This is a genomic window from Mesorhizobium sp. WSM4904 (assembly GCF_029674545.1).
Taxonomy (GTDB): Bacteria; Pseudomonadota; Alphaproteobacteria; order Rhizobiales; family Rhizobiaceae; genus Mesorhizobium.
In genome coordinates, this window is sequence record NZ_CP121354.1 from 5,357,078 (window position 1) to 5,375,437 (window position 18,360).

Consider the following 18,360-nt stretch of genomic DNA (forward strand, 5'->3'; position numbering starts at 1 on the left):
TTCGTCCGGTCGCGATCTTACTCACCGGCCAGCCATTCGATCGTCCAGCGCGCGGGCTGTTCGACGGCAAGCGCTCCATGCAAGGCCGGCAGCAGCACCCGCAATTCCCCCTCCAGCGTGAAGGGTGGGTTGACAACCACCATGCCACTGCCGTCGAGGCTGGGTTCGTTCGAGGCCGGCCGGATCTCGAAGCCGATATCGAGCAGTTTCGGAATGCCGGTTTCCCGCAGCGCCGCGCGGAAGGCGGCGACCGCCTTGCGGTCCTTGATCGGATACCAGAGCGCGTAGATGCCGCCCGGCCAGCGGCGATGCGCCCGGCGCAGGTTCTCGACGAGACGGGGGAACTCGCCTTCCTCCTCAAAAGGCGGGTCGACGAGGACCAGGCCGCGCTTCTCCTTCGGCGGCAGATGCGCGCCGAGCGCCAGCCAACCGTCGAGCTCGATCACCCTTGTCTGGAAATCGCCGGCAAAGACGGCCTTGAGCCGCGCGGCGTCCTCGGGGTGCAATTCGATCGCCGTCAGCCGGTCCTGGTTGCGCAGGAGGCGCCTGACGACCAGCGGCGAGCCGGGATAGCGGCGGAGGCCACCGTCGGGATTTTCCGCGCGCACCGCATCCAGATAAGGCTGGAGGAGCGCCGCCGCCCGAGGCTCGAGGGCGTGCCCGAACAACCGGCCGATACCGTCCTGCCATTCGCCGGTCTTGCCGGCCTCCACCGAGGCGAGGTCGTAGCGGCCGATGCCGGCATGCGTGTCGATGACGCGAAAAGCCTTGTCCTTCTGCTTGAGGTACTCGACCAGCCGGCTGAGCACGGCATGCTTGACGACGTCGGCGAAATTGCCGGCGTGATAGGCGTGGCGGTAGTTCATGTGCGCTTACCTTTCAGAACCGCCGCGGCCCCAGCGCGGCGGTGGCGGCTGCGAGTTCGGGTTCTGCGGCGGCTTGTTGCCACGGCCAAGGACCAGCGACAGCACCAGCCCTGCCAGCCCGATACCCATAAGCGCATAGCCTGCCGGCCGCGCCCTTTCGTCGGTCGAGCCGGTGCCGGCGCGCAGGATCACATCGACGGCGCGCATGTCGATGCCGTCGGCGTCGCCCGGACCGACGGTGAAGAGGTAAGGTCCGGGTGTGACCCTCTCGATAACGCCGGCCTCGTCGCGAAAGATCTTGTCGGGCAATTGCGGGCTCACCTGGCGCGGATTGTCGGTGTGGTTGAAGGAGAGCGTCGATGCGAGCGCCGTGCGGCCGCCGCTTGCCGCGGTCAGCGTCAGCACGGTGCGCTGCTGCGAGGCGACGCGTTCGGCCCGCGCGGTGAGGTCGACCAGCACTCTAACGGGCGCATCCCCGGCCGCGAGTTGAACGGTGACCGGACGGAAGCGGCCGCCCTCATAGACGCGGTATGTGCCGATCGCATGGCCGGAGAAATTGCTCATCGCCCATGGATAGAAGACGCCGAGGGCTGCACCGGCGATGAGGGCAAGAACCGAGAGGAAGCGCATTCAGAGGCAGGCCTTCGAGCTATTTCGCTTTTGCAGCGTCGCGGATGCGCTCCATCTCGTCCAGCAGCATTTCGAGGCCGAGATCGAAGGTCTTGTCGAATTCAGCAGTGCCGAAATAACGCCCTGCAGCGGCGATGTTCGGGAAATCGCGCTCGAGCTGCTCGCTGGTCACCGTTGTGACCGCCGACGGACCTTTGGCGTAACCCGCGGTCTCGTCGAGCACCGCGCCCCCAAGATAGTAGCCGATGGCGCGGAACAGCCTTGCTGCCATCTCCTCACCGAAGCCGCCGTCATTGAACAAGCCGACGATGCCGTTGATATAGGCGAGGCAGGTGGGTGAATTCATCCGGTAGCTGAGGAAGTAGATCGCGAAGGCAGGATGCTCGCGACCGATGCGCCGATAGTCCAGAACCGCCAAGCGCATCCGTTCACGCCATGGCAAGCCCGGGTCCGGCATCTTCAGCGGCGCGATCAGCCGGTCGACCAGCGCCTCGTAGAGATGCGCCTGCGAGGGAAAGTGATGGTAGATGCTCATCGCCTCGCAGCCGAGCGCCGCGGCCAGCTTGCGCATCGAAAAGCCGGAGAGCCCTTCCCTTTCGATCACCTCGAAGGCGGCGTCCTCGATCATCTCGCGGGACAGCCTGCCGCGGGTTCGCTTTTTTTTGATCGGTGAGTCCATGGCGCCGCTTGACAACTTACACTGTAAGGTTCATGTTCCGAAACACCTTACACCGTAAGGCTAACAAAAACCAGAGGAGAATATCGTGTCCGTCATTCGCATCGTCTCGACCGTGCATTCCTGCCTTCGTTCCGCTTCGCTGCTCGCTGCCGCGGGCGTGCTTGCCACCATGCTGACCTCGGCGCCGGCCAGCGCCGACGACTACGACGCCGCCATCAAGGACATCCAGTCGACGATGGGCGGCGTGCCCGGTTTCGTGAAACAGTTCCCGAAAGCCGGTCTGCCCGGCGCCTGGGCCGAGGTCAAGGCCATCGAGCTCAGCGACAAGACGGCATTGTCGCCGAAGGTGAAGTCGCTGATCTCGCTGGCGGTCGCGGCGCAAATCCCCTGCAGCTACTGCATCTGGTCGGACACCGAGAACGCCAAGCGCGCAGGCGCCACCGACGAGGAGATCCAGGAGGCCGTCACCATGACCGCCTTGACGCGCCACTGGAGCACCATCTTCAACGGCATGCAGGTCGATCTCGCCCAGTTCAAGAAGGACATGGGCGGGGAGTGAAATCGGCCTTCCAACAACGCGATCGTCCATAAACATGGCCCCGTGAACTGTGGGCCATGTTTCTTGCCCCACGCACGATGATTGCCTGCCACGGGCCTGACAACTGGTGGGTGTGAGCGGCCCGCGAACGCCGCTCAGGCGCCCTTGCGCCTTGCATCGAAAATACGCTCAAACAGCCATCGCTAAAATTAACCATATTTGCATAATGTCACCGAGGGTGGGTTGCCGGCCAATGACTCGGCCGTGGGGCATGTCGCGCGCTCAAGAGGACTTTTGATGATCATCATTCGCGAACAACAAAGCGGACCATCACGAACCAAACATCTCCCCTTCGGTGGTAAATTTTTAAATAGATTTCTCGTTCTTGGAACAACCCTAGCAATCTTCGGCTGCCAATACTTTGGACCGGATCAATCTACTGCTTTCAACGGATCCGAGAGCGGTAAGGCCGCCTTGATCGATTTGAAACCAGGTCGGACTGCACATACAAGAACAGCACAGGCCCCTGCCGCTGCCGTGAGCGACAACCCCCATTTCGGAAATGCCACATATATTTGCAGTCCGAGTGGCTTCGGACAGCAATCGCATTGCTTCCCGAGAGTCACCGGACCGCTTTCAGTACAAAATAGCTGATGTCCGATTTGGCTCTGAAATAATGGTGGATGCGCCGAGCGCCGCAGCGAAGTCTATTCTTTGCGCTCTGCTTTACAATGTCATGATGCCAACCGACGCTCTTCGTGATGCGCCGCAGAATGCGCGCTGTTTCACTGCGTTCTCACGGACGACACGCCGGCAATAGTTTCAACCACCGACACGCCCAATCGCGCCGATTATGATTAACCGCCGGCAAACCGGCGGGGTTAACGAAACGCTAATTCAGTTGACTGTGCAGCGCACAGGTATATCTTTATATGCGTTGGGTGTGCAATTTGGGCGAGCAGTCCGCGATGGTGGCAGCCATTATTCGTGGATCGCGACTCAGGGGCGAAGGGACGCTGGAGCGGCGAAGATAAGCCGTACGGCAACGGCCCCGCGAACTCAGAAAAAACACATCGGTCGTAGCGGTTCCGCGCGTGCGGACCGCCGTGATTTGACCTGGTCGGGCGACGGTGTTGCCCCGGCCCGGAAGGCTAGTGTGTTGCGAGTATGAGGACGCCATGGGCAGGGTCGTCAAGGTTCTGAAGCTCGACAGCAGGTCGGGACGCAGGCATGCAGATCGCGCTCGCGCGCTGGTTGCCGGCGGAGCGGGTTTCTTGGGCTCTCATCTGTGCCAAAGGCTGCTGGCCGATGGCTATGAGGTTATCGCGCTGGACAATTTCCACACCGGCAAAAGATGCAATCTTGCCGGCATGGCCCGCGATGCCTCCTTCACCTGCATCAAGCACGACATCGTCGACGAACTGCCGGCGGATTTCGCCGTAGACGAGATCTACAACCTCGCCTGCCCCGCCTCCCCGCCGCACTACCAGGCCGATCCGATCCATACGTTCAAGACCAGCGTGCTGGGCTCGATCAATCTTTTGGAGCTCGCCCGGCGACGCAACGCCAAGATCTTCCAGGCCTCGACCTCCGAGGTCTACGGCGATCCGCTGGTGCATCCGCAGCCGGAAGGCTATTTCGGCAACGTCAACACGCATGGACCCCGCTCGTGCTACGATGAGGGCAAGCGCTCGGCCGAAACGCTGTTCTTCGATTATTCGCGGACATACGGCATCGATGTCCGCATCGCGCGCATCTTCAACACCTACGGCCCGCGCATGCGGCCCGACGATGGCCGCGTGGTGTCGAATTTCATCGTCCAGGCGCTGCGCGGCAAAGACATCACCGTCTATGGCAGCGGCACCCAGACGCGCTCCTTCTGCTTCGTCGACGACCTGATCGAGGGGTTCGTGCGCCTGATGAACGTGCCTTTGGCGCTGCAGCATCCGGTCAATCTCGGCAATCCCGTCGAGTTCACCATCATGGAATTGGCCGAGCTGGTGGTCGACTATACGAACTCCCGCTCACGCATCGTGCACCGGCCTCTGCCGGTCGACGACCCCAGGCAGCGCAAGCCCGATATCGCCTTTGCCAGGCAGTATCTCGGCTGGGAGCCAAAGGTCACGCTCAACGAAGGACTTGCCCGTACGGCAGCCTATTTTGAAGCATTGCTGGGCAACGGTCGCCCGCTCGCTGCAAAGCGGAGCAGCCGCCTGTCCCTCAGGGAGGCTACGGCGCCATGACCTCGCGCCCCGTTCTGGTCACGGGTGGCGCCGGCTTCATCGGCAGCCACACTTGCAAGCTGCTCTCGGCGGCCGACTACCTGCCCGTGGTCTACGACAACTTAAGCCGCGGCAACGAGAAGGCGGTCGCCTGGGGTCCACTGGTGGTCGGCGACATCCGCGATCGCAATGCATTGCAGCGGGCAATCGTTACGCACCGGCCGGAGGCGATCATTCATTTCGCCGCTCTTGCCTATGTCGGCGAGTCGGTCCGCGAGCCGGCGGACTATTATTCGACCAATGTCGGCGGCACGATCGCGGTGCTGGACGCGGCACGGGCAAACGGCATCGACAAGGTGATATTTTCCTCGAGCTGCGCGACCTATGGCGTGCCGCAGGCGCTGCCGGTCAACGAGACCTCGCCGCAGAAGCCGATCAGTCCCTATGGCCGCAGCAAGCTGATGGGCGAAGAGATCATCAGGGACTACGCCTCGGCCTATCACCTGAAATACGCGATCCTTCGCTACTTCAACGCTTGCGGCGCCGACCCCGAAGGCGAGCTTGGCGAGTGGCACACGCCCGAAACCCATCTCATTCCCAGAGTGCTGATGGCAGCGTCCGGCACGATCGGTGCGATCGAGGTCTTCGGCACCGACTACGCGACGGCGGACGGCACCTGCGTGCGTGACTACATCCATGTCAACGACCTCGCCCGCGCGCATCTCAAGGCGCTGGTGCATCTGGAAGCCGGCGGCAGGAGCCTGTCGGTCAATCTCGGCACCGGCCAGGGCATTTCCGTCAGGGAGATCCTCGAAGCCGTCGGGCGGATCACGTGCCGCCCGGTGCCGGTGGTCTACAAGGCGCGGCGCCCGGGCGATCCAGCCGAGCTTTACGCCGATCCGAGCCTGGCGCGGGAGAAGCTCGGCTTCGTGGCGAAATCGTCCGATATCGACACCATCATACGGACCGCCGCGCCCTTCTTCGGGCTGGGGCCGATCCTGAAGCCGAAGGCATTCAACGCGTCCGCGGCCGTTCGCGCGCAAGGCGCGCGCCGCGTGCCGGCGACGCCACGAAAAAAAGCCAGCCCACACGGGCTGGCAGTCGTCCCCGTGAGTAGTGTGTCGGGGCGCAGGGCTCGCTGAGCCGGGTCGAAGACTTGTCTCAGCGAGCCTCCTGCTTGATCCTCGAGCAGTTCCGGGAAACTCCATTTACGGGCGATGTAGTCTTCTTCGTCGCCGCCAGGTTTGCCCGTCGATAGAGCCGTCAGGTCGGATTTCAGCCTAAAGCGCGTCGCGATCTTTCAGATTCGCTCCGTGCACTTTAGGTTTTTGATTTTACGCATGTCTTTGTCCCGAAACCGGTTCCCACTTTCGGGAGACATGCTTTAACTCGACCCGCCGAACCGGACCGACGGTCGCGCCCGCCCGGCAGGCCAAACCAAGTATGTGGATTTGAGCAAGCCGCTGGTCTATAGGATCAGCCGCTTATGATGGAGCAGAGACGTTGAACGGGCCGAAGATCGGCGAAGGCTCGGAATTTTGGCGACCCCGCCACGCCGTCGGAAACCGGCAAGACATGCGGCGATGTAGGCCAACACTCGGCCGCGCCGCGGATTTGGAAATCAAAGCAATTGCCCGGAACGCGGCGGTCGACGCCACTTGGAGAACTGGTTGAAGCGAGCATTCTCGATAATCGTCACCCTGGCGCTGCTGGCATGGCTTGCCGGCGACTCGCGCTGGAAGATGGTGGGCGATGCATTCGCCAGCATTACGCCCGGCGCCTTCGTGGCAGTGACGGCGGCGCTGTTCGTCACCTATGTGCTGCGCGCGCTGCGCGTCTGCGACGAGTTCCGCGACGAAGTGAACGGCCGCTTCGGTGCCTGCCTGCGCGTCATCCTGATCCACAACGCCATGATCAACGTGGTGCCGTTCCGCGGCGGCGAGACCGCCTTCCCGATCCTGTTGCGGCAGGTGTTCGGTATTTCGATCGTGCGCGCCGGCGCCTCGCTTTTGTGGTTCAGGCTGCAGGATGCCTTCGTCGTCGGCGTGCTTGCCTGCCTTGTGTGGCCGAGCCTGCATCCGGCGCTCAGGGCCGCGGGCATCGCTGCGCTGATCGCCGTCGCCTGGTACTTGCCGCGTTGGGCGCGCGCGCCGCATGACTGGGCAAGGCGCGGCAGCATCGTCTCAAGGCTCGGCAAGCTGCGCGACATCTTCACCGAGGCCACCGGACGCTCGCGCTACGGCTGGTGGTGGACGGTCGCCAACTGGACGCTGAAGCTTGCCGTGCAGGGATGGCTGCTCGCCATGCTGCTCGGCACCTCCTTCCAGACCGCCTTTCCCGGCGCTGTCGGAGCCGAGGCCGCCGCCATCCTGCCAGTGCAGGGGGTCGCCGGTTTCGGCACCTACGAGGCGGGCGCCGCGGCGGCGCTGCTCTATTCCGGCATCGCCATGAAGAACGGCCTGCAGGCCGCGCTTGCGCTGCATCTCTTCATCCTCTGCTCGGCGGTCGCCACCGGCGCCATCGCCTGGCTGTTTCCCTCGAAATCGACGCTGCCGGAGAGCCCGGCCACGGGGCCCGCAAGGAAATGACCGCCATGAACGTGCTTCCCATTCCTGTCACGGGACTGCCCGAGGGCGCCGTCATGCCCGAGCACAAGCTGTCCATCGTCATTCCGATGTACAACGAGGCCGACAATGTCGAGCCGCTGCTGGTGCGCATTCACCAGGCGATGGAGAATTACAGCCAGCCCTGGGAAGTCGTGCTGGTGGACGACGGCAGCACCGACGCCACGCCGAACGAAATCCGCAGGCTCGCGGCCGAATACGGTCCGCACGTGCACGCCGTGGAGCTGGTGCGCAACTTCAAGCAGACCGCGGCCATGCAGGCAGGCCTCGATGCCGCCCGCGGCGACGTCATCGCGACGCTGGACGGCGACCTGCAGAACGACCCGTTCGACATACCGCGCATGGTCTATCGCCTGCTGATCGAGGACCTCGACCTCGTCGCCGGCTGGCGCAAGAACCGCCAGGAAGGTTTCTGGATGCGCCGGCTGCCGTCGCGCATCGCCAACTCGCTGATCGCGCGCGTCACCGGCGTGCGGCTGAAGGACTACGGCTGCAGCCTGAAGGTCTTCCGCGGCAGCGTCATCCGCAGCGTGCGGCTCTATGGCGAAATGCACCGCTTCATCCCGGCCTGGCTGGCGACAGTGACGACGCCGCGCCGCATCGCCCAGGAAGTGGTGACGCATCATGCCCGTATCCACGGCCAGTCCAAATACGGCATCTCGCGCACCTTCCGCGTGGTGCTCGACCTCGTCTTCATGTTCTTCTTCATGCGCTACCGCACCAGGCCCGGCCACTTCTTCGGCGGCATCGGCATCGTGCTCGGCGTGCTGGGCTCCATGGTGCTGGCTTATCTGTTTGGCCTGAAGGTGTTTTTCGGACAGGACATCGGAACGCGCCCGATGCTGTTCACCGGCTTCTTCCTGGTGATCGCCGGCCTGCAGATGGTGACGTCGGGCGTGCTCGCCGAAATGCTGTCGCGCGTCTATCTCGAAGCCAACGGCGCGCTCGCCTATGTGGCGCGCCCGCAGCCCGCGCATGGCGAAGGCGACGGCTGGCGCCGGCCGAGCCCGCCGGCAGGCGCCAAGAAAAGCCCGCGCCGGAAATGATCCCGCCCCTGCCCTCATCGGAGGTCCGCGCATGACCATCCTGGTGACCGGAGCCGCCGGCTTCATCGGCAGCCATGTCTGCCAGCGCCTGCTCGCGCGCGGCGACGCCGTTGTCGGCGTCGACAACATGAACGCCTATTACGATCCGGCGCTGAAGGCGGCGCGGCTCGGCCTGCTTTCGGATCAAAAGGGGTTCTCGTTCCACCAGCTCGACATCGCCGAGCCGGGCGCGCTGGCGGCGGCGCTGAAAGGCGAAAGGGTGAGCGGCATCGTTCATCTCGGCGCCCAGGCCGGGGTGCGCTACTCGCTCGAAAATCCACGCGCCTATATCCACGCCAACATCGTCGGCCACCTCGAGGTGCTGGAGTTCTGCCGGGCGCTGCCCGGGATCAAGCATCTGGTCTATGCCTCGTCGAGCTCGGTCTATGGCGGCAACACAAAGGTGCCGTTCGCGGAGGGCGACCGCGTCGACAATCCGGTGTCGATCTATGCGGCGACCAAGAAGGCGGACGAGCTGATCAGTTCGACCTACTCGCATCTCTACGGCTTGCCGCAGACCGGGCTGCGCTTCTTCACCGTCTACGGCCCCTGGGGACGCCCGGACATGGCGGCCTGGATCTTCACGGAGGCGATGCTCGCCGGCAAGCCGATCCGCGTCTTCAACCATGGCGAGATGTGGCGCGACTTCACCTATGTCGACGACATCGTCGACGGCGTGCTTGCGGTGCTCGACCGGCCGCCGCCGGCAAGCGGACCCAGGCATCTCATCTACAACATCGGCAACAGCCAGCCGGTGCATCTCGGCCGCTTCATCGAGACGCTGGAAAGCCTGCTCGGCGTCAAGGCGATCCGCGAAAACCTGCCCATGCAGCCCGGCGAGGTCGAGAAGACCTATGCCGACACCGGCGCGCTGGAGCACGATTTCGGCTTCAAGCCGAAAGTGTCGATCGAGGAAGGACTGGCGAAATTCGTCGACTGGTATCGGCAGGAATGGCGGCCAGAGGGCAAGAGGCAGCGCGCGCGGCCGCGCTGATCCTCTCGCCCCCGGCTCACCACGCCCCCCGGCAGCGACGCTTATTTCGGTTCAGCGCGACAGACCGCGCGCCGGTATCGATTCAGCGCGCGCGGCAGGCCGCGCGTTGGCCAAAGCCGCTCGGGCCGCAAATCCAGGGCGAGCGGCCAAGCAGCGGGCCGGCACCGCCCGGGTTGTAGGAAGCCTTTGTCGGCGCCGGCGCGCCGACACGCTGCGGCCGCACGAAGGCCGCGTAGGGCTCTTGCCTTATCCGCGTCACGCTGGTCATCTGCGTCAAAGGCTTGCGATAGAGCCGCTTCGCGGGCGCGTTCACCACGGGCTTGTTGCCGTCGATCGAGGCGGTCTTGGTCGCGTCCATGGCTTGGCAGCCAGACATCATGGAGACGAGCGCAAGCGCGGCAAAGGCGTGGGTGTATTTCTTGCCGGCCGTCGCGGCGCTTTCCACGAATTTCCTCATTGCCGCCCCCAGCCGTGAAATATAGTTCGCCAGAGAGCGGCGCTATATTTCCCTCTGCTTTTCTCCGTGTCGCGCGAACGGATTTCTCGCCGCTCGCACCATGGGATAATATTAGAGGGTACTTATTAAAATTCACGTAAACGACATGATGAGCGCCATCTTTCGGCGCTCGATCGACTTCCATTAAAATTTGAACTTTTTGGTAGATGGCGAGCGGTTCACCGTTTCACGGAAACGCCGAACCACTCTTTGTTTTTACGCATTCCGGGCGGAAAACCGCTCACACTTTTCCTGGAATTGCGCTAGCGCCGCGCGTCCCAGCCAGGATCGAAATAGAAATTGCGCGAGCCGATGTCGCCCATGCCGGCGCCGGAAACCACATAGGCGATCCTGACAATGCGGAAGCCGCCGGCGCCCTGCTGCAGCCCATAAATGCCTTCCAGTCCGCGATCGTAGAAACTTGCCGCCGGGACGCCAACCGCGAGCAGCGCCAGGGAGGCGTGCAACGCCAATTTCGCGGCATTGGCGCGCAGCGGGATCCGGTTTTCGAAAATGTGCCTGGCGATGATGACCACGACGAGCACGCCATAGAGGAAAGCATTGAAGGCCGCGAACCAGTAGAAGCCGGTGGCGTCGAAGGGATGCTTGACGAGCAGCACCGGCAGCGCGGCGCCGATCGCCAGAACAATGTAGGGCGCGAATGCCCGCGTGGGCAAAAGATGCTTCGGGCCGCTGCCCTTCGGGGTGACGCGGAAATCGACAAAGGATTTCGTCACATGGTCACGCACCGCCGACAGCGTGCCCCACAGCACCCAGGGCCAGCGCGCGAAGAACAGGAACAATGTGCCTTCCCAGCTGAGCGTCTTCGCGGTCAGGGGGCGCGACAGACCGAAGATTTTCAGCATCATCACCAGCCCGACCAGCGCCAGCGAGTTGGGCAGGTAATGGATGACGAAGTCGGCATACATGACGTTGGCGAAGTTGCGGCCGGTGAGCAGCGCATAGATCGGCATGACATACATCATCAGCGCAAAGAGCGCGAACAGCGGATACCAGAGCTGGCAGAACAGGAACTGGAATTTCAGCCGCGGCGACAGCTTGTGGAAGTATCGCGGAGTGTATTCGAGCAGGATCGTCACCAGGCTGCGCGACCACTGGAATTCCTGCGTGACGAGATCCGCGAAGGTCTGCGGACCATCGCCATGGGCGATCGCGTCGATGGCGTGCACGCCGCGCCAGCCGGCAGCGTTGATCAGCATCGATGTGGAATGATCCTCGGCGAGTTCCGGGCCGAGACCGCCGGCCTGGCGCAAGGCCTTCGTCCTGACCGCATAGTGCGAGCCGATGCACAGTGGCGCGCCGCCGCCGGTATGGCCGCACTGCAAGGGGCCGTGGAACATGCCTTCCGGGAACAGCCGGCCGCGCGCCGCCCAGCTTTCGGCGGCGTTGTTGTCGCATATGCTGGGCGCCGAGACATAGCCGACCGCAGGGTCGGCGAAAGGATAGAGGATTTCGCTGAGATAGGTCGGCGACGGCACATGGTCGGCATCCATCTGCGCGACGAAGTCGTAGTTGTCGTAGCCATGGTGATCGTAGAAAAAGGCGAGGTTGCCTTCCTTGCAGCGCGTCCGGCGCGGCCAGATCTTGCGGTGGTAGTCCTCGCGGCCGCGCCGTGTCGAGACCAGCACGCCATGCGCACCGCACCAGGCAATCGTCTCGTCGGCCGGATCCTCGTCGGCCAGCCAGGTGTCGTGCGGGCAATCCTGCGCCAGCATCGCCTCCAGCGTGCGCCGGACCACGGCGAACGGCTCGGACGGCGCCTTGGTGACCACCATGGCGATACGCGAGCGCTTCGGAATGCGATGCAGTCTGGAGGATTTGCGCGAGGCATGGACGTTGAGCAGGAAATACATCGGCATCAGCGTCAGCCAGGCCAGCACGATGGTGGCGAGACCATATGGCCCGATATGCTCGATATGTTCGGGCCGCAGCCACCAGGACCAGAAGAAGCCCAGCGTGACAAACCAGAAAGCGAGGCCAAGCCGCAGGATCAATTGCTGCCGGGAAGACAGAACCGGCACGAGGTAGGGTCCCTTGGGGCCGGCGCCAGGACGAGCCCCAGCGGACCGGCTCACAGGCCCCTGTTTGCCGCCGACAAGGCCGGCATCCAACAAAACGCTCATACCCACCGCCGCCGCCTCCTTGTCGCCCTTGCGACCGGGAAGCGTTCACATCCCACGGTAGAATCAGCGCCTCCTGATGGAGAGTCAACAGAATTAAGCTTTGGTTAACCATGCTCCTTGAGAACTGGTTAACCTAAGGCCTGGACCTGACGGCTCTTTGCGAGACGCGGCGCACGGGTCCGAGGGACTTTCGACAAACGCGAAGCCTGGCTGCCGGCGCCTCTTTGCAACCGCCGCGTTAACCATATCGGCTACTATAAGGTTAAGTAACGGTTAATTGCGCTTGACTCTTGGCAGGCATAGGATCTTATATCAGAAAAGGTTAATATCGTAACGTTGACGCGAATTTATGAGTATCGCGGCGACGCCCTCCCGGGCTTCTAGTACAGGCGCCCCGAGGGCAAAATTGATGGACGGCCTCGCGCCAAAGCGGCCTGGCCCAGTCGCTCAGACAACCCATGGTTCACGTCGGCTGACGATCGTTCGGGTTTGTGTGCCGGTTTCCCATCGGCACGCTGTGGCGAGCTTCAAAGTCCCGGCTGGGATATCGAAGCTATGGGAGGTCGGGCATGAAATACTCCACAACCACCGCGCTTGTGTCGGCATTCATCGCCGGCGGCTGCCTAGTGCTGCCAGCGGCGGCGGGATCGCCTTCGGGAACGGACCCGATGCAGACGAGCTCCGCCGCGTCGGCATTCGGTTCCTATGATCCCTATGGCGACTTCAGCAATGACAAATCGGCCACCATCGAGGAACTCTTCCTGCCTTGGGAAGACGTCGATCTTTCGACGCTGCCGCTGGCCGACGCCTACGCCCTGCAGCGCGGCCGCTCGCTGCTGATCACCATCGAGCCGTGGACCTGGTCGAAGGACTGGCGCATCACGCCGCCCGAGCTGCGCAACGGCATCTTGAGCGGCAAGTACGATGCCAACATGCAGGCGATCTGCAACCTGGTCGGACAGATGAAAAGCCCGGTGACGATCCGCTGGGCGCAGGAGATGGAAGACAGCAATGGCCGCTTCACCTGGGCCAACTGGGCGCCTAAGGATTGGATCGCCGCCTACAAGCGCGAGGTCGACGTCTGCCGCAAGGCGGCGCCCGCGGCGAAATACATGTGGTCGCCCAAGGGATTGGAAGGCCTCGAGAAATACTATCCGGGCGACGACTATGTCGACGTGATCGGCCTGTCGGTGTTCGGCCTGCAGAAGAAGGACAATGACGAAGCCGGCCGCGACCGGACCTTCGCCGAGATGCTGAAGCCCGGCTACGACCGTGTCGCGAAATTCAACAAGCCGGTGGTCGTGGCCGAGCTCGGCTATGTCGGAAAGCAGGACTATGTGACGAAGTGGGCGCAGGATTCCCGCAAATCCTATGCGGAATTCCCGTCTCTGACCTCGGTCGTCTACTTCAACCAGAAGGAAGTGTGGCCGTGGCTGGGCGGCTATGGGCTGCCCGACTGGCGGGTGACCCAGCACGTCCTGCCGTAGAACCGCAGAGATCATTACCCGCCCCGGCACGCCGGGACGGGCTCCAGCTTCAGTTTCGGGAGTGACAAGCTTCAAAGCCAACGCTTTGGAGACGAGTGCAGGCGTTGCGTAAATCAGTCGGGGAGAAGGTCGTGAAACGGGTGTTCTGGAAATTCGTCGGTGCAATGCTTGGCTGCTTCGTTCTTGTCGTCGGCCTGCAGGCCGCCGCGCAGGCCAAGAGCGCGAACAGGATCGCGGATCAGGCGTCGAAGGCCGCCATCGTCTCCGACGAGGCCATCTACCAGCTCTACAAGAACCATTCCTGGCTCTGGGGCAATCATGGCGCCGCCTATTTTGCGGTGGGAAAGCGGCAGTTCACCGCCTGGTCCACCGAGGATGGCAAGCCGAGCTATGGCGAAGGCATCTGGTTCATGCCCGGCGGCGGCAAACTGTGTTTCCGGGCAAGCTGGCACGGTTCATGGGGCGCAAAGACTTCGCTGAGCTGCTTCGAGCATCGCCAGGCCGGCAAGGTGATCTACCAACGCAAGTCGCCAGACGGCGCGTGGTATGCATTCAAGGACCGTCACGGCAAATCGGACCTGCGCAATGGCGACCACGCCAGCACGAAGGCAAAACGCTTCAAGGCGAAGCTGTAACCGGCATCCGCACGGGCGGTCTCAAGCGGCGGCGCGCCAGGCGCCGGGCGAAAGGCCTTTGATCGTCTTGAACACCCTGGTGAGATGGCTCTGATCGGCGAAGCCGGTCGCGGCGGCGATCTCGGCGAGCGGCATGTCGGTCCTGATCAGCGCCGACGCCGCACGGATGCGGCGGTCGCGCAGATATTGTCCGGGCGTCATGCCGGCGGCGCGGTGGAAATCGCGGATGACCTGGAAACGGGTGACACCGGCCGCAGCAGCCAACCGGGCGAGATCGAAACCGGCCGAAAGATCGGCCGCGATCAGCTCGCCATAGAGGCGGAAGCGCCGTGTGGTTTCGCCGCCGTCTGAAGCGCGGTCGCAACGCTTGCCGTCACCGAAGCGGCCGACGAGCTCGCCGAGCACCATCAGCATCGCCGTTTCCTGATCGAGCGCCTGTCCCGCCAGTCGATGCGCCTGGACGAAGGCTCGTGCGAGTTCCGGTGCATGCACGATCCCTTCGCCGAACATCGGCAATTCCGGCAGCTCCAGATCGTCGGCGATTTCGGCCATCAGCGTGGCGCCGGGATAGCAGGTGCGGTATGCCCAGCCGGCGGGCGCACCTTTCTCGCCGTCATGCGGCTCTTCCGGGTTGACGATGATGATCGAGCCCGCCGGCGCCAGATGCCGGCGGCGGCCGATCCTGAGCTTTTCCACGCCGGCCACCACGACCCCGAACACCCAAGTCGGGTGCGTGTGCAGCGCATAGGCATGGTCGCGGTAGCGGGCGGCAAGCATTTCGAGGCCGCCGAGGCCCTCATGCCGCGTCAGCTTTGCTGCCTCGCATTCCCTTTGCTCGCTGGCGTCGCTCATGCCGGAAGCCTTGTCGAAACCACCCTGCCCGTCAATCCCGTTCAAGACGCGAGCGGGGAACATCGGCAACATCGCCGCAAACGAAGCGGAGATAAGACGATGCGGGAAAACGACAGGATAGCGGCGATCGTGCCCGAGGTGATCGGCTGGCGGCAGGCGATCCACGCCAATCCCGAGCTCGGCTTCGCCGAATATGAGACGGCGGCTTTCGTCGCAGCGAAGCTGAAGGAATTCGGCCTCACCGTCCACTCCGATGTCAGCGCGACGGCCGTGGTCGGGACGCTGACGAAAGGCGCGGTCGGCAAAGCGATCGCGCTGCGCGCCGAGCTCGACGCGCTGCCTATCAAGGAAGCCGCCGATGTCGCCTACCCCTCGCGCAAGGATGGCATCATGCATGCCTGCGGCCATGACGGCCATACCGCCATGCTGCTTGGCGCGGCCAAGCTGCTCGCCGAGAGCGCGAGCTTCGACGGCACGGTGGTGTTCGTCTTCCAGCCGGCCGAGGAGGTGCTGGGCGGCGGCAGGAAGATGATCGAGGACGGGCTGCTCAAACGCTTTCCGGTCGAGCAGGTGTTCGCCGTGCATAACTGGCCGGCTTTCCCGGAAGGCCATATCGGCGTGCGCGCCGGACCGCAGATGGCGGCGGTCGACGATTTCGAGATCATCTTTCGCGGCAGCGGCTGCCATGCCGCGATGCCGCATCTGGGCGACGATCCGCTGCTCGCCGCGGCGAGCTTCGTCACCGCGATCCAGCGGCTGGTTTCGCGCAGCGTCGATCCGCTGTCGCCGGCGGTGCTGTCGGTGACGCAGATCCATGGCGGCCGCTTCAACAATTTCGTGCCGGGCGAGGTCAGGGTCGAAGGCACCTGCCGCTTCTATGACCACGCAATTTCCGACCATTGCGCGGCCGAGATCGAGCGCGTGGCGCAGACTTGCGCCACCATGCACGGCGCCAGCGCCGAACTTACCTACAGGCGCGGCTATCCGCCGGTGGTCAACCCGGCCGCGGGCGCGGCGCTCGCCGCCTTGGCCGGTGCGGATACGGTCGGTGCCGAACGTGTCGCAACCGAGTTCCTGCCGAGCATGGGCTGCGAGGATTTTGCCTTTCTGCTGCAGGGCGTCGGCGACGGCGCCTATGTCTGGATCGGCGCCGGCGATGTCGGCCCAGGCGCCGGCCTGCATGGCGACCGCTTCGTCTTCAACGACGCCATCGTGCCGATCGGTATCCGCTTCTTCCTCAACATCGTCCAGCGCGCGCTGCCTGTCGGGGGGAAGTAGCGCGATCCCAGGGAAAGTGCATTGCGGTTTTCCGTCCGGAATTGCGCAAAAACAAATACTTAAGATTGCCAAGCACGGAAATTTCGCGCAACGGTTCAAGCGACCGAAACATCCGCGAGACCTGATGTCGGGGGCCGACAAGACCGTGCTGATCACCGGGGCGCGCGCGCCGGTGGCGCTGCATCTGGCGCGCCTGCTCGACGGCGCCGGCCGCCGCGTCATCCTGGCCGACAGCCCTGCCCGGCCGATCGCCGCGGCAAGCAGGGCCTGCGCGCGTTATCATCGGCTGCCGCCGCCGCGTTTCGAGCCTGAGGCCTACGCCGAGGCGGTCGAGGCGTTGGCGCGGGCCGAAGGCATAGATTTCGTCATCCCGACCTGCGAGGAGGTGTTCTATCTCGCGCTGGCCTGGCGCGGCCGGGCGATGCCGGCCCAGTTATTCGCGCCGGATATCGAACAGCTGGCGAAGGTGCACAACAAGCACGCCTTTGTCCGGTTGGCCGAAGGCCTCGGCCTGGCGGTGCCGGAGACAACGCTCCTCAGCTCACGCGACGATCTGGAAGCGGTACGCGGCCGCTCGCGCGAGCTGGTGTTCAAGCCGGTCTGGTCGCGCTTCGCCAGCCATGTGCTGCTGCGGCCGACGCCGGATTTTCTCGACACCATCACCCCTTCACCCGCCGTGCCGTGGGTGGCGCAGCGTTTCATCGATGGCGACGAGATCAGCGCCTATGCGGCGGCGCGCGAGGGCAGGCTCAAGGCGCTGGCGCTCTACCGTTCGCTCTATCGCGCCGGCAAGGGTGCCGGCATCTTCTTCGAGCGGGTCGAGGATCAGGCAGCGCGGGAACTGGTCGAGCGCATCGTGGCCGGCACGTCATGGACCGGGCAGATTTCCTTCGACCTGATGCGCGAGGCGGACGGAAGGGTGCTGCCGCTGGAATGCAATCCGCGCGCGGTGAGCGGCCTGCATTTTTTTCGCGAGCCGGCGCGCTTTGCCGACGCGATGCTGGAAGACGGGCCGGAATTGATCCCCGACGTCATCGCGCCGCAAACGGTGCGGCTTGCGATGTGGGTCTACGGACTGCCGGCGGCATTGCGCTCAGGCGGCCTCGGCGGCTTTCGGGAGGCCATGCGCGACGGCCAGGAACTGCTCGACTGGCCGGGCGACCCCGCGCCTGTGAAGGCACAGTGGCTGGCGCTGGCCGAGATCGCCAGCGTGGCCTGGCGCCAATGGATCAGCCTGCAAGCGGCTTCGACGCGGGACATCGAGTGGAATGGGCCGGACGACCATTCTTGAAGTGTGAATTTCGTGACCTCGGCGGGACAGCGCCCCCCTCTGTCCTGCCGGACATCTCCCCCACAAGGGGGGAGATCGGCAGCTTCGCCGTCGCGCCATTCCTGCGACGCTAGCGATTGGCGAAAGCCTACGCGACAGCCAATCTCCCCACCTGTGGGGGAGATGTCCGGCAGGACAGAGGGGGCGCGAAGGAACGCGACGTCGCTGTCCCTAGTCTTGCAAACAGACTTTCGCCGATCAGTTACCGCTGATCTATGGGCTTCGCACTAAGCTGTAGGCCCAGCGCTCTGAGCACCGCTAGCAGTGTACTAAGAGGCGGATCGATTTCGCCCAGCGCCTTAAGAAGTGCCTGCGGGGTCATTCCGGCTTCCCGCGCCACAATATTCAAGCCGATGGAGCGCGCCACACTGCTGAGAGTGTGAGTGATAATCATGGGCTCACCATCCTCAAATGCGGCTTCGACATAGGCTAAGCGCTCTTCAGGGGTCTTGAGATAATCAAGGATATCGAAACGCGTGGTCTCAAGAGGCATCGCTCCA

Annotated in this window: 18 protein-coding genes; 11 read left to right on the forward strand and 7 right to left on the reverse strand. The window is 63.8% G+C overall.

The window, feature by feature from the left end; genetic code table 11:
* Positions 1-17: 17 nt before the first annotated feature.
* The 3 genes from QAZ47_RS26050 to QAZ47_RS26060 are packed head-to-tail and all read right to left on the reverse strand — an operon-like array spanning position 18 to position 2,124.
* A complete protein-coding gene (locus QAZ47_RS26050; RefSeq protein ID WP_278231251.1) occupies positions 18-866 on the reverse strand; it encodes a 23S rRNA (adenine(2030)-N(6))-methyltransferase RlmJ in 849 nt (282 codons plus the stop codon).
* 6 nt (positions 867-872) lie between these two features.
* Positions 873-1,496, reverse strand: coding sequence for a hypothetical protein (locus QAZ47_RS26055; RefSeq protein ID WP_278231252.1), 624 nt, complete (start codon positions 1,494-1,496; stop codon positions 873-875).
* Positions 1,497-1,515: 19 nt separating this feature from the next.
* A complete protein-coding gene (locus QAZ47_RS26060) occupies positions 1,516-2,124 on the reverse strand; it encodes a TetR/AcrR family transcriptional regulator (protein ID WP_278231253.1) in 609 nt (202 codons plus the stop codon).
* A 136-nt stretch (positions 2,125-2,260) separates the two neighbouring features.
* On the opposite strand from QAZ47_RS26060, the gene QAZ47_RS26065 reads away from it, so the two are divergent.
* The 7 genes from QAZ47_RS26065 to QAZ47_RS26095 all read left to right on the forward strand — a co-directional run bounded on the left by QAZ47_RS26065 (position 2,261) and on the right by QAZ47_RS26095 (position 9,638).
* Complete coding sequence (locus tag QAZ47_RS26065; protein ID WP_278231254.1) at positions 2,261-2,734, forward strand: carboxymuconolactone decarboxylase family protein; 474 nt, start codon at positions 2,261-2,263, stop codon at positions 2,732-2,734.
* Between the two features lie 276 nt (positions 2,735-3,010).
* Positions 3,011-3,367 (forward strand): hypothetical protein, encoded by a 357-nt coding sequence (locus tag QAZ47_RS26070; RefSeq protein WP_278231255.1) that lies wholly within the window; start codon positions 3,011-3,013, stop codon positions 3,365-3,367.
* A 524-nt stretch (positions 3,368-3,891) separates the two neighbouring features.
* The gene (locus tag QAZ47_RS26075; RefSeq protein WP_278231256.1) at positions 3,892-4,956 is read left to right on the forward strand and encodes a UDP-glucuronic acid decarboxylase family protein; all 1,065 of its coding nucleotides are present in this window, start codon (positions 3,892-3,894) and stop codon (positions 4,954-4,956) included.
* Positions 4,953-6,077 (forward strand): UDP-glucose 4-epimerase GalE, encoded by a 1,125-nt coding sequence (galE, locus tag QAZ47_RS26080; protein WP_278231257.1) that lies wholly within the window; start codon positions 4,953-4,955, stop codon positions 6,075-6,077. Before QAZ47_RS26075 ends, galE begins: the two co-directional genes overlap by 4 nt.
* 528 nt (positions 6,078-6,605) lie before the next feature.
* Positions 6,606-7,523 carry a lysylphosphatidylglycerol synthase domain-containing protein gene (locus QAZ47_RS26085; protein WP_278231258.1) on the forward strand — a complete coding sequence of 306 codons (918 nt, stop codon included), beginning with the start codon at positions 6,606-6,608 and terminating at the stop codon, positions 7,521-7,523.
* A gap of 5 nt (positions 7,524-7,528) precedes the next feature.
* On the forward strand, positions 7,529-8,605 hold the full coding sequence (locus tag QAZ47_RS26090) for a glycosyltransferase family 2 protein (RefSeq protein WP_278203605.1): 1,077 nt from the start codon (positions 7,529-7,531) through the stop codon (positions 8,603-8,605).
* A gap of 31 nt (positions 8,606-8,636) precedes the next feature.
* Positions 8,637-9,638, forward strand: a complete 1,002-nt coding sequence (locus QAZ47_RS26095; RefSeq protein ID WP_278231259.1) for an NAD-dependent epimerase/dehydratase family protein — start codon at positions 8,637-8,639, stop codon at positions 9,636-9,638.
* A gap of 82 nt (positions 9,639-9,720) precedes the next feature.
* Here QAZ47_RS26095 and QAZ47_RS26100 read toward each other — a convergent pair whose 3' ends face one another.
* Both QAZ47_RS26100 and QAZ47_RS26105 read right to left on the reverse strand, forming a co-directional pair.
* Positions 9,721-10,095, reverse strand: a complete 375-nt coding sequence (locus QAZ47_RS26100; protein ID WP_278203608.1) for a hypothetical protein — start codon at positions 10,093-10,095, stop codon at positions 9,721-9,723.
* Positions 10,096-10,397: 302 nt separating this feature from the next.
* Positions 10,398-12,278 (reverse strand): glycosyltransferase family 2 protein, encoded by a 1,881-nt coding sequence (locus tag QAZ47_RS26105; RefSeq protein ID WP_278231260.1) that lies wholly within the window; start codon positions 12,276-12,278, stop codon positions 10,398-10,400.
* 668 nt (positions 12,279-12,946) lie between these two features.
* On the opposite strand from QAZ47_RS26105, the gene QAZ47_RS26110 reads away from it, so the two are divergent.
* Positions 12,947-13,765 carry a glycoside hydrolase family 26 protein gene (locus QAZ47_RS26110; RefSeq protein WP_278207945.1) on the forward strand — a complete coding sequence of 273 codons (819 nt, stop codon included), beginning with the start codon at positions 12,947-12,949 and terminating at the stop codon, positions 13,763-13,765.
* A gap of 131 nt (positions 13,766-13,896) precedes the next feature.
* On the forward strand, positions 13,897-14,400 hold the full coding sequence (locus QAZ47_RS26115) for a DUF995 domain-containing protein (RefSeq protein WP_278231261.1): 504 nt from the start codon (positions 13,897-13,899) through the stop codon (positions 14,398-14,400).
* A gap of 21 nt (positions 14,401-14,421) precedes the next feature.
* Here the strand turns inward: QAZ47_RS26115 and QAZ47_RS26120 are convergent, their stop codons facing one another.
* A complete protein-coding gene (locus QAZ47_RS26120; protein WP_278231262.1) occupies positions 14,422-15,315 on the reverse strand; it encodes an AraC family transcriptional regulator in 894 nt (297 codons plus the stop codon).
* Positions 15,316-15,351: 36 nt separating this feature from the next.
* On the opposite strand from QAZ47_RS26120, the gene QAZ47_RS26125 reads away from it, so the two are divergent.
* Together QAZ47_RS26125 and QAZ47_RS26130 are read left to right on the forward strand one after the other, a co-directional pair.
* Positions 15,352-16,530: an amidohydrolase gene (locus QAZ47_RS26125; protein ID WP_278231263.1), complete on the forward strand. Its 1,179-nt coding sequence runs from the start codon at positions 15,352-15,354 to the stop codon at positions 16,528-16,530.
* 124 nt (positions 16,531-16,654) lie between these two features.
* Positions 16,655-17,821 carry a hypothetical protein gene (locus QAZ47_RS26130; RefSeq protein ID WP_278231264.1) on the forward strand — a complete coding sequence of 389 codons (1,167 nt, stop codon included), beginning with the start codon at positions 16,655-16,657 and terminating at the stop codon, positions 17,819-17,821.
* A gap of 241 nt (positions 17,822-18,062) precedes the next feature.
* Here the strand turns inward: QAZ47_RS26130 and QAZ47_RS26135 are convergent, their stop codons facing one another.
* Positions 18,063-18,353 carry an addiction module antidote protein gene (locus QAZ47_RS26135; protein ID WP_278231265.1) on the reverse strand — a complete coding sequence of 97 codons (291 nt, stop codon included), beginning with the start codon at positions 18,351-18,353 and terminating at the stop codon, positions 18,063-18,065.
* Between the last annotated feature and the right edge of the window lie 7 nt (positions 18,354-18,360).

Excerpts from the sequence above, each read along its gene's own strand:
- QAZ47_RS26050 (WP_278231251.1), bottom strand. The coding sequence starts at position 866 with ATGAACTACCGCCACGCCTATCACGCCGGCAATTTCGCCGACGTCGTC.
- QAZ47_RS26120 (WP_278231262.1), bottom strand. The coding sequence starts at position 15,315 with ATGTTCCCCGCTCGCGTCTTGAACGGGATTGACGGGCAGGGTGGTTTC.
- QAZ47_RS26070 (WP_278231255.1), top strand. The coding sequence starts at position 3,011 with ATGATCATCATTCGCGAACAACAAAGCGGACCATCACGAACCAAACAT.
- QAZ47_RS26060 (WP_278231253.1), bottom strand. The coding sequence starts at position 2,124 with ATGATCGAGGACGCCGCCTTCGAGGTGATCGAAAGGGAAGGGCTCTCC.
- QAZ47_RS26095 (WP_278231259.1), top strand. The coding sequence starts at position 8,637 with ATGACCATCCTGGTGACCGGAGCCGCCGGCTTCATCGGCAGCCATGTC.
- QAZ47_RS26130 (WP_278231264.1), top strand. The coding sequence starts at position 16,655 with ATGTCGGGGGCCGACAAGACCGTGCTGATCACCGGGGCGCGCGCGCCG.
- QAZ47_RS26125 (WP_278231263.1), top strand. The coding sequence starts at position 15,352 with ATGCGGGAAAACGACAGGATAGCGGCGATCGTGCCCGAGGTGATCGGC.
- QAZ47_RS26075 (WP_278231256.1), top strand. The coding sequence starts at position 3,892 with ATGGGCAGGGTCGTCAAGGTTCTGAAGCTCGACAGCAGGTCGGGACGC.
- QAZ47_RS26110 (WP_278207945.1), top strand. The coding sequence starts at position 12,947 with ATGCAGACGAGCTCCGCCGCGTCGGCATTCGGTTCCTATGATCCCTAT.
- QAZ47_RS26055 (WP_278231252.1), bottom strand. The coding sequence starts at position 1,496 with ATGCGCTTCCTCTCGGTTCTTGCCCTCATCGCCGGTGCAGCCCTCGGC.
- galE (WP_278231257.1), top strand. The coding sequence starts at position 4,953 with ATGACCTCGCGCCCCGTTCTGGTCACGGGTGGCGCCGGCTTCATCGGC.
- QAZ47_RS26135 (WP_278231265.1), bottom strand. The coding sequence starts at position 18,353 with ATGCCTCTTGAGACCACGCGTTTCGATATCCTTGATTATCTCAAGACC.
- QAZ47_RS26105 (WP_278231260.1), bottom strand. The coding sequence starts at position 12,278 with ATGAGCGTTTTGTTGGATGCCGGCCTTGTCGGCGGCAAACAGGGGCCT.
- QAZ47_RS26100 (WP_278203608.1), bottom strand. The coding sequence starts at position 10,095 with ATGAGGAAATTCGTGGAAAGCGCCGCGACGGCCGGCAAGAAATACACC.
- QAZ47_RS26090 (WP_278203605.1), top strand. The coding sequence starts at position 7,529 with ATGAACGTGCTTCCCATTCCTGTCACGGGACTGCCCGAGGGCGCCGTC.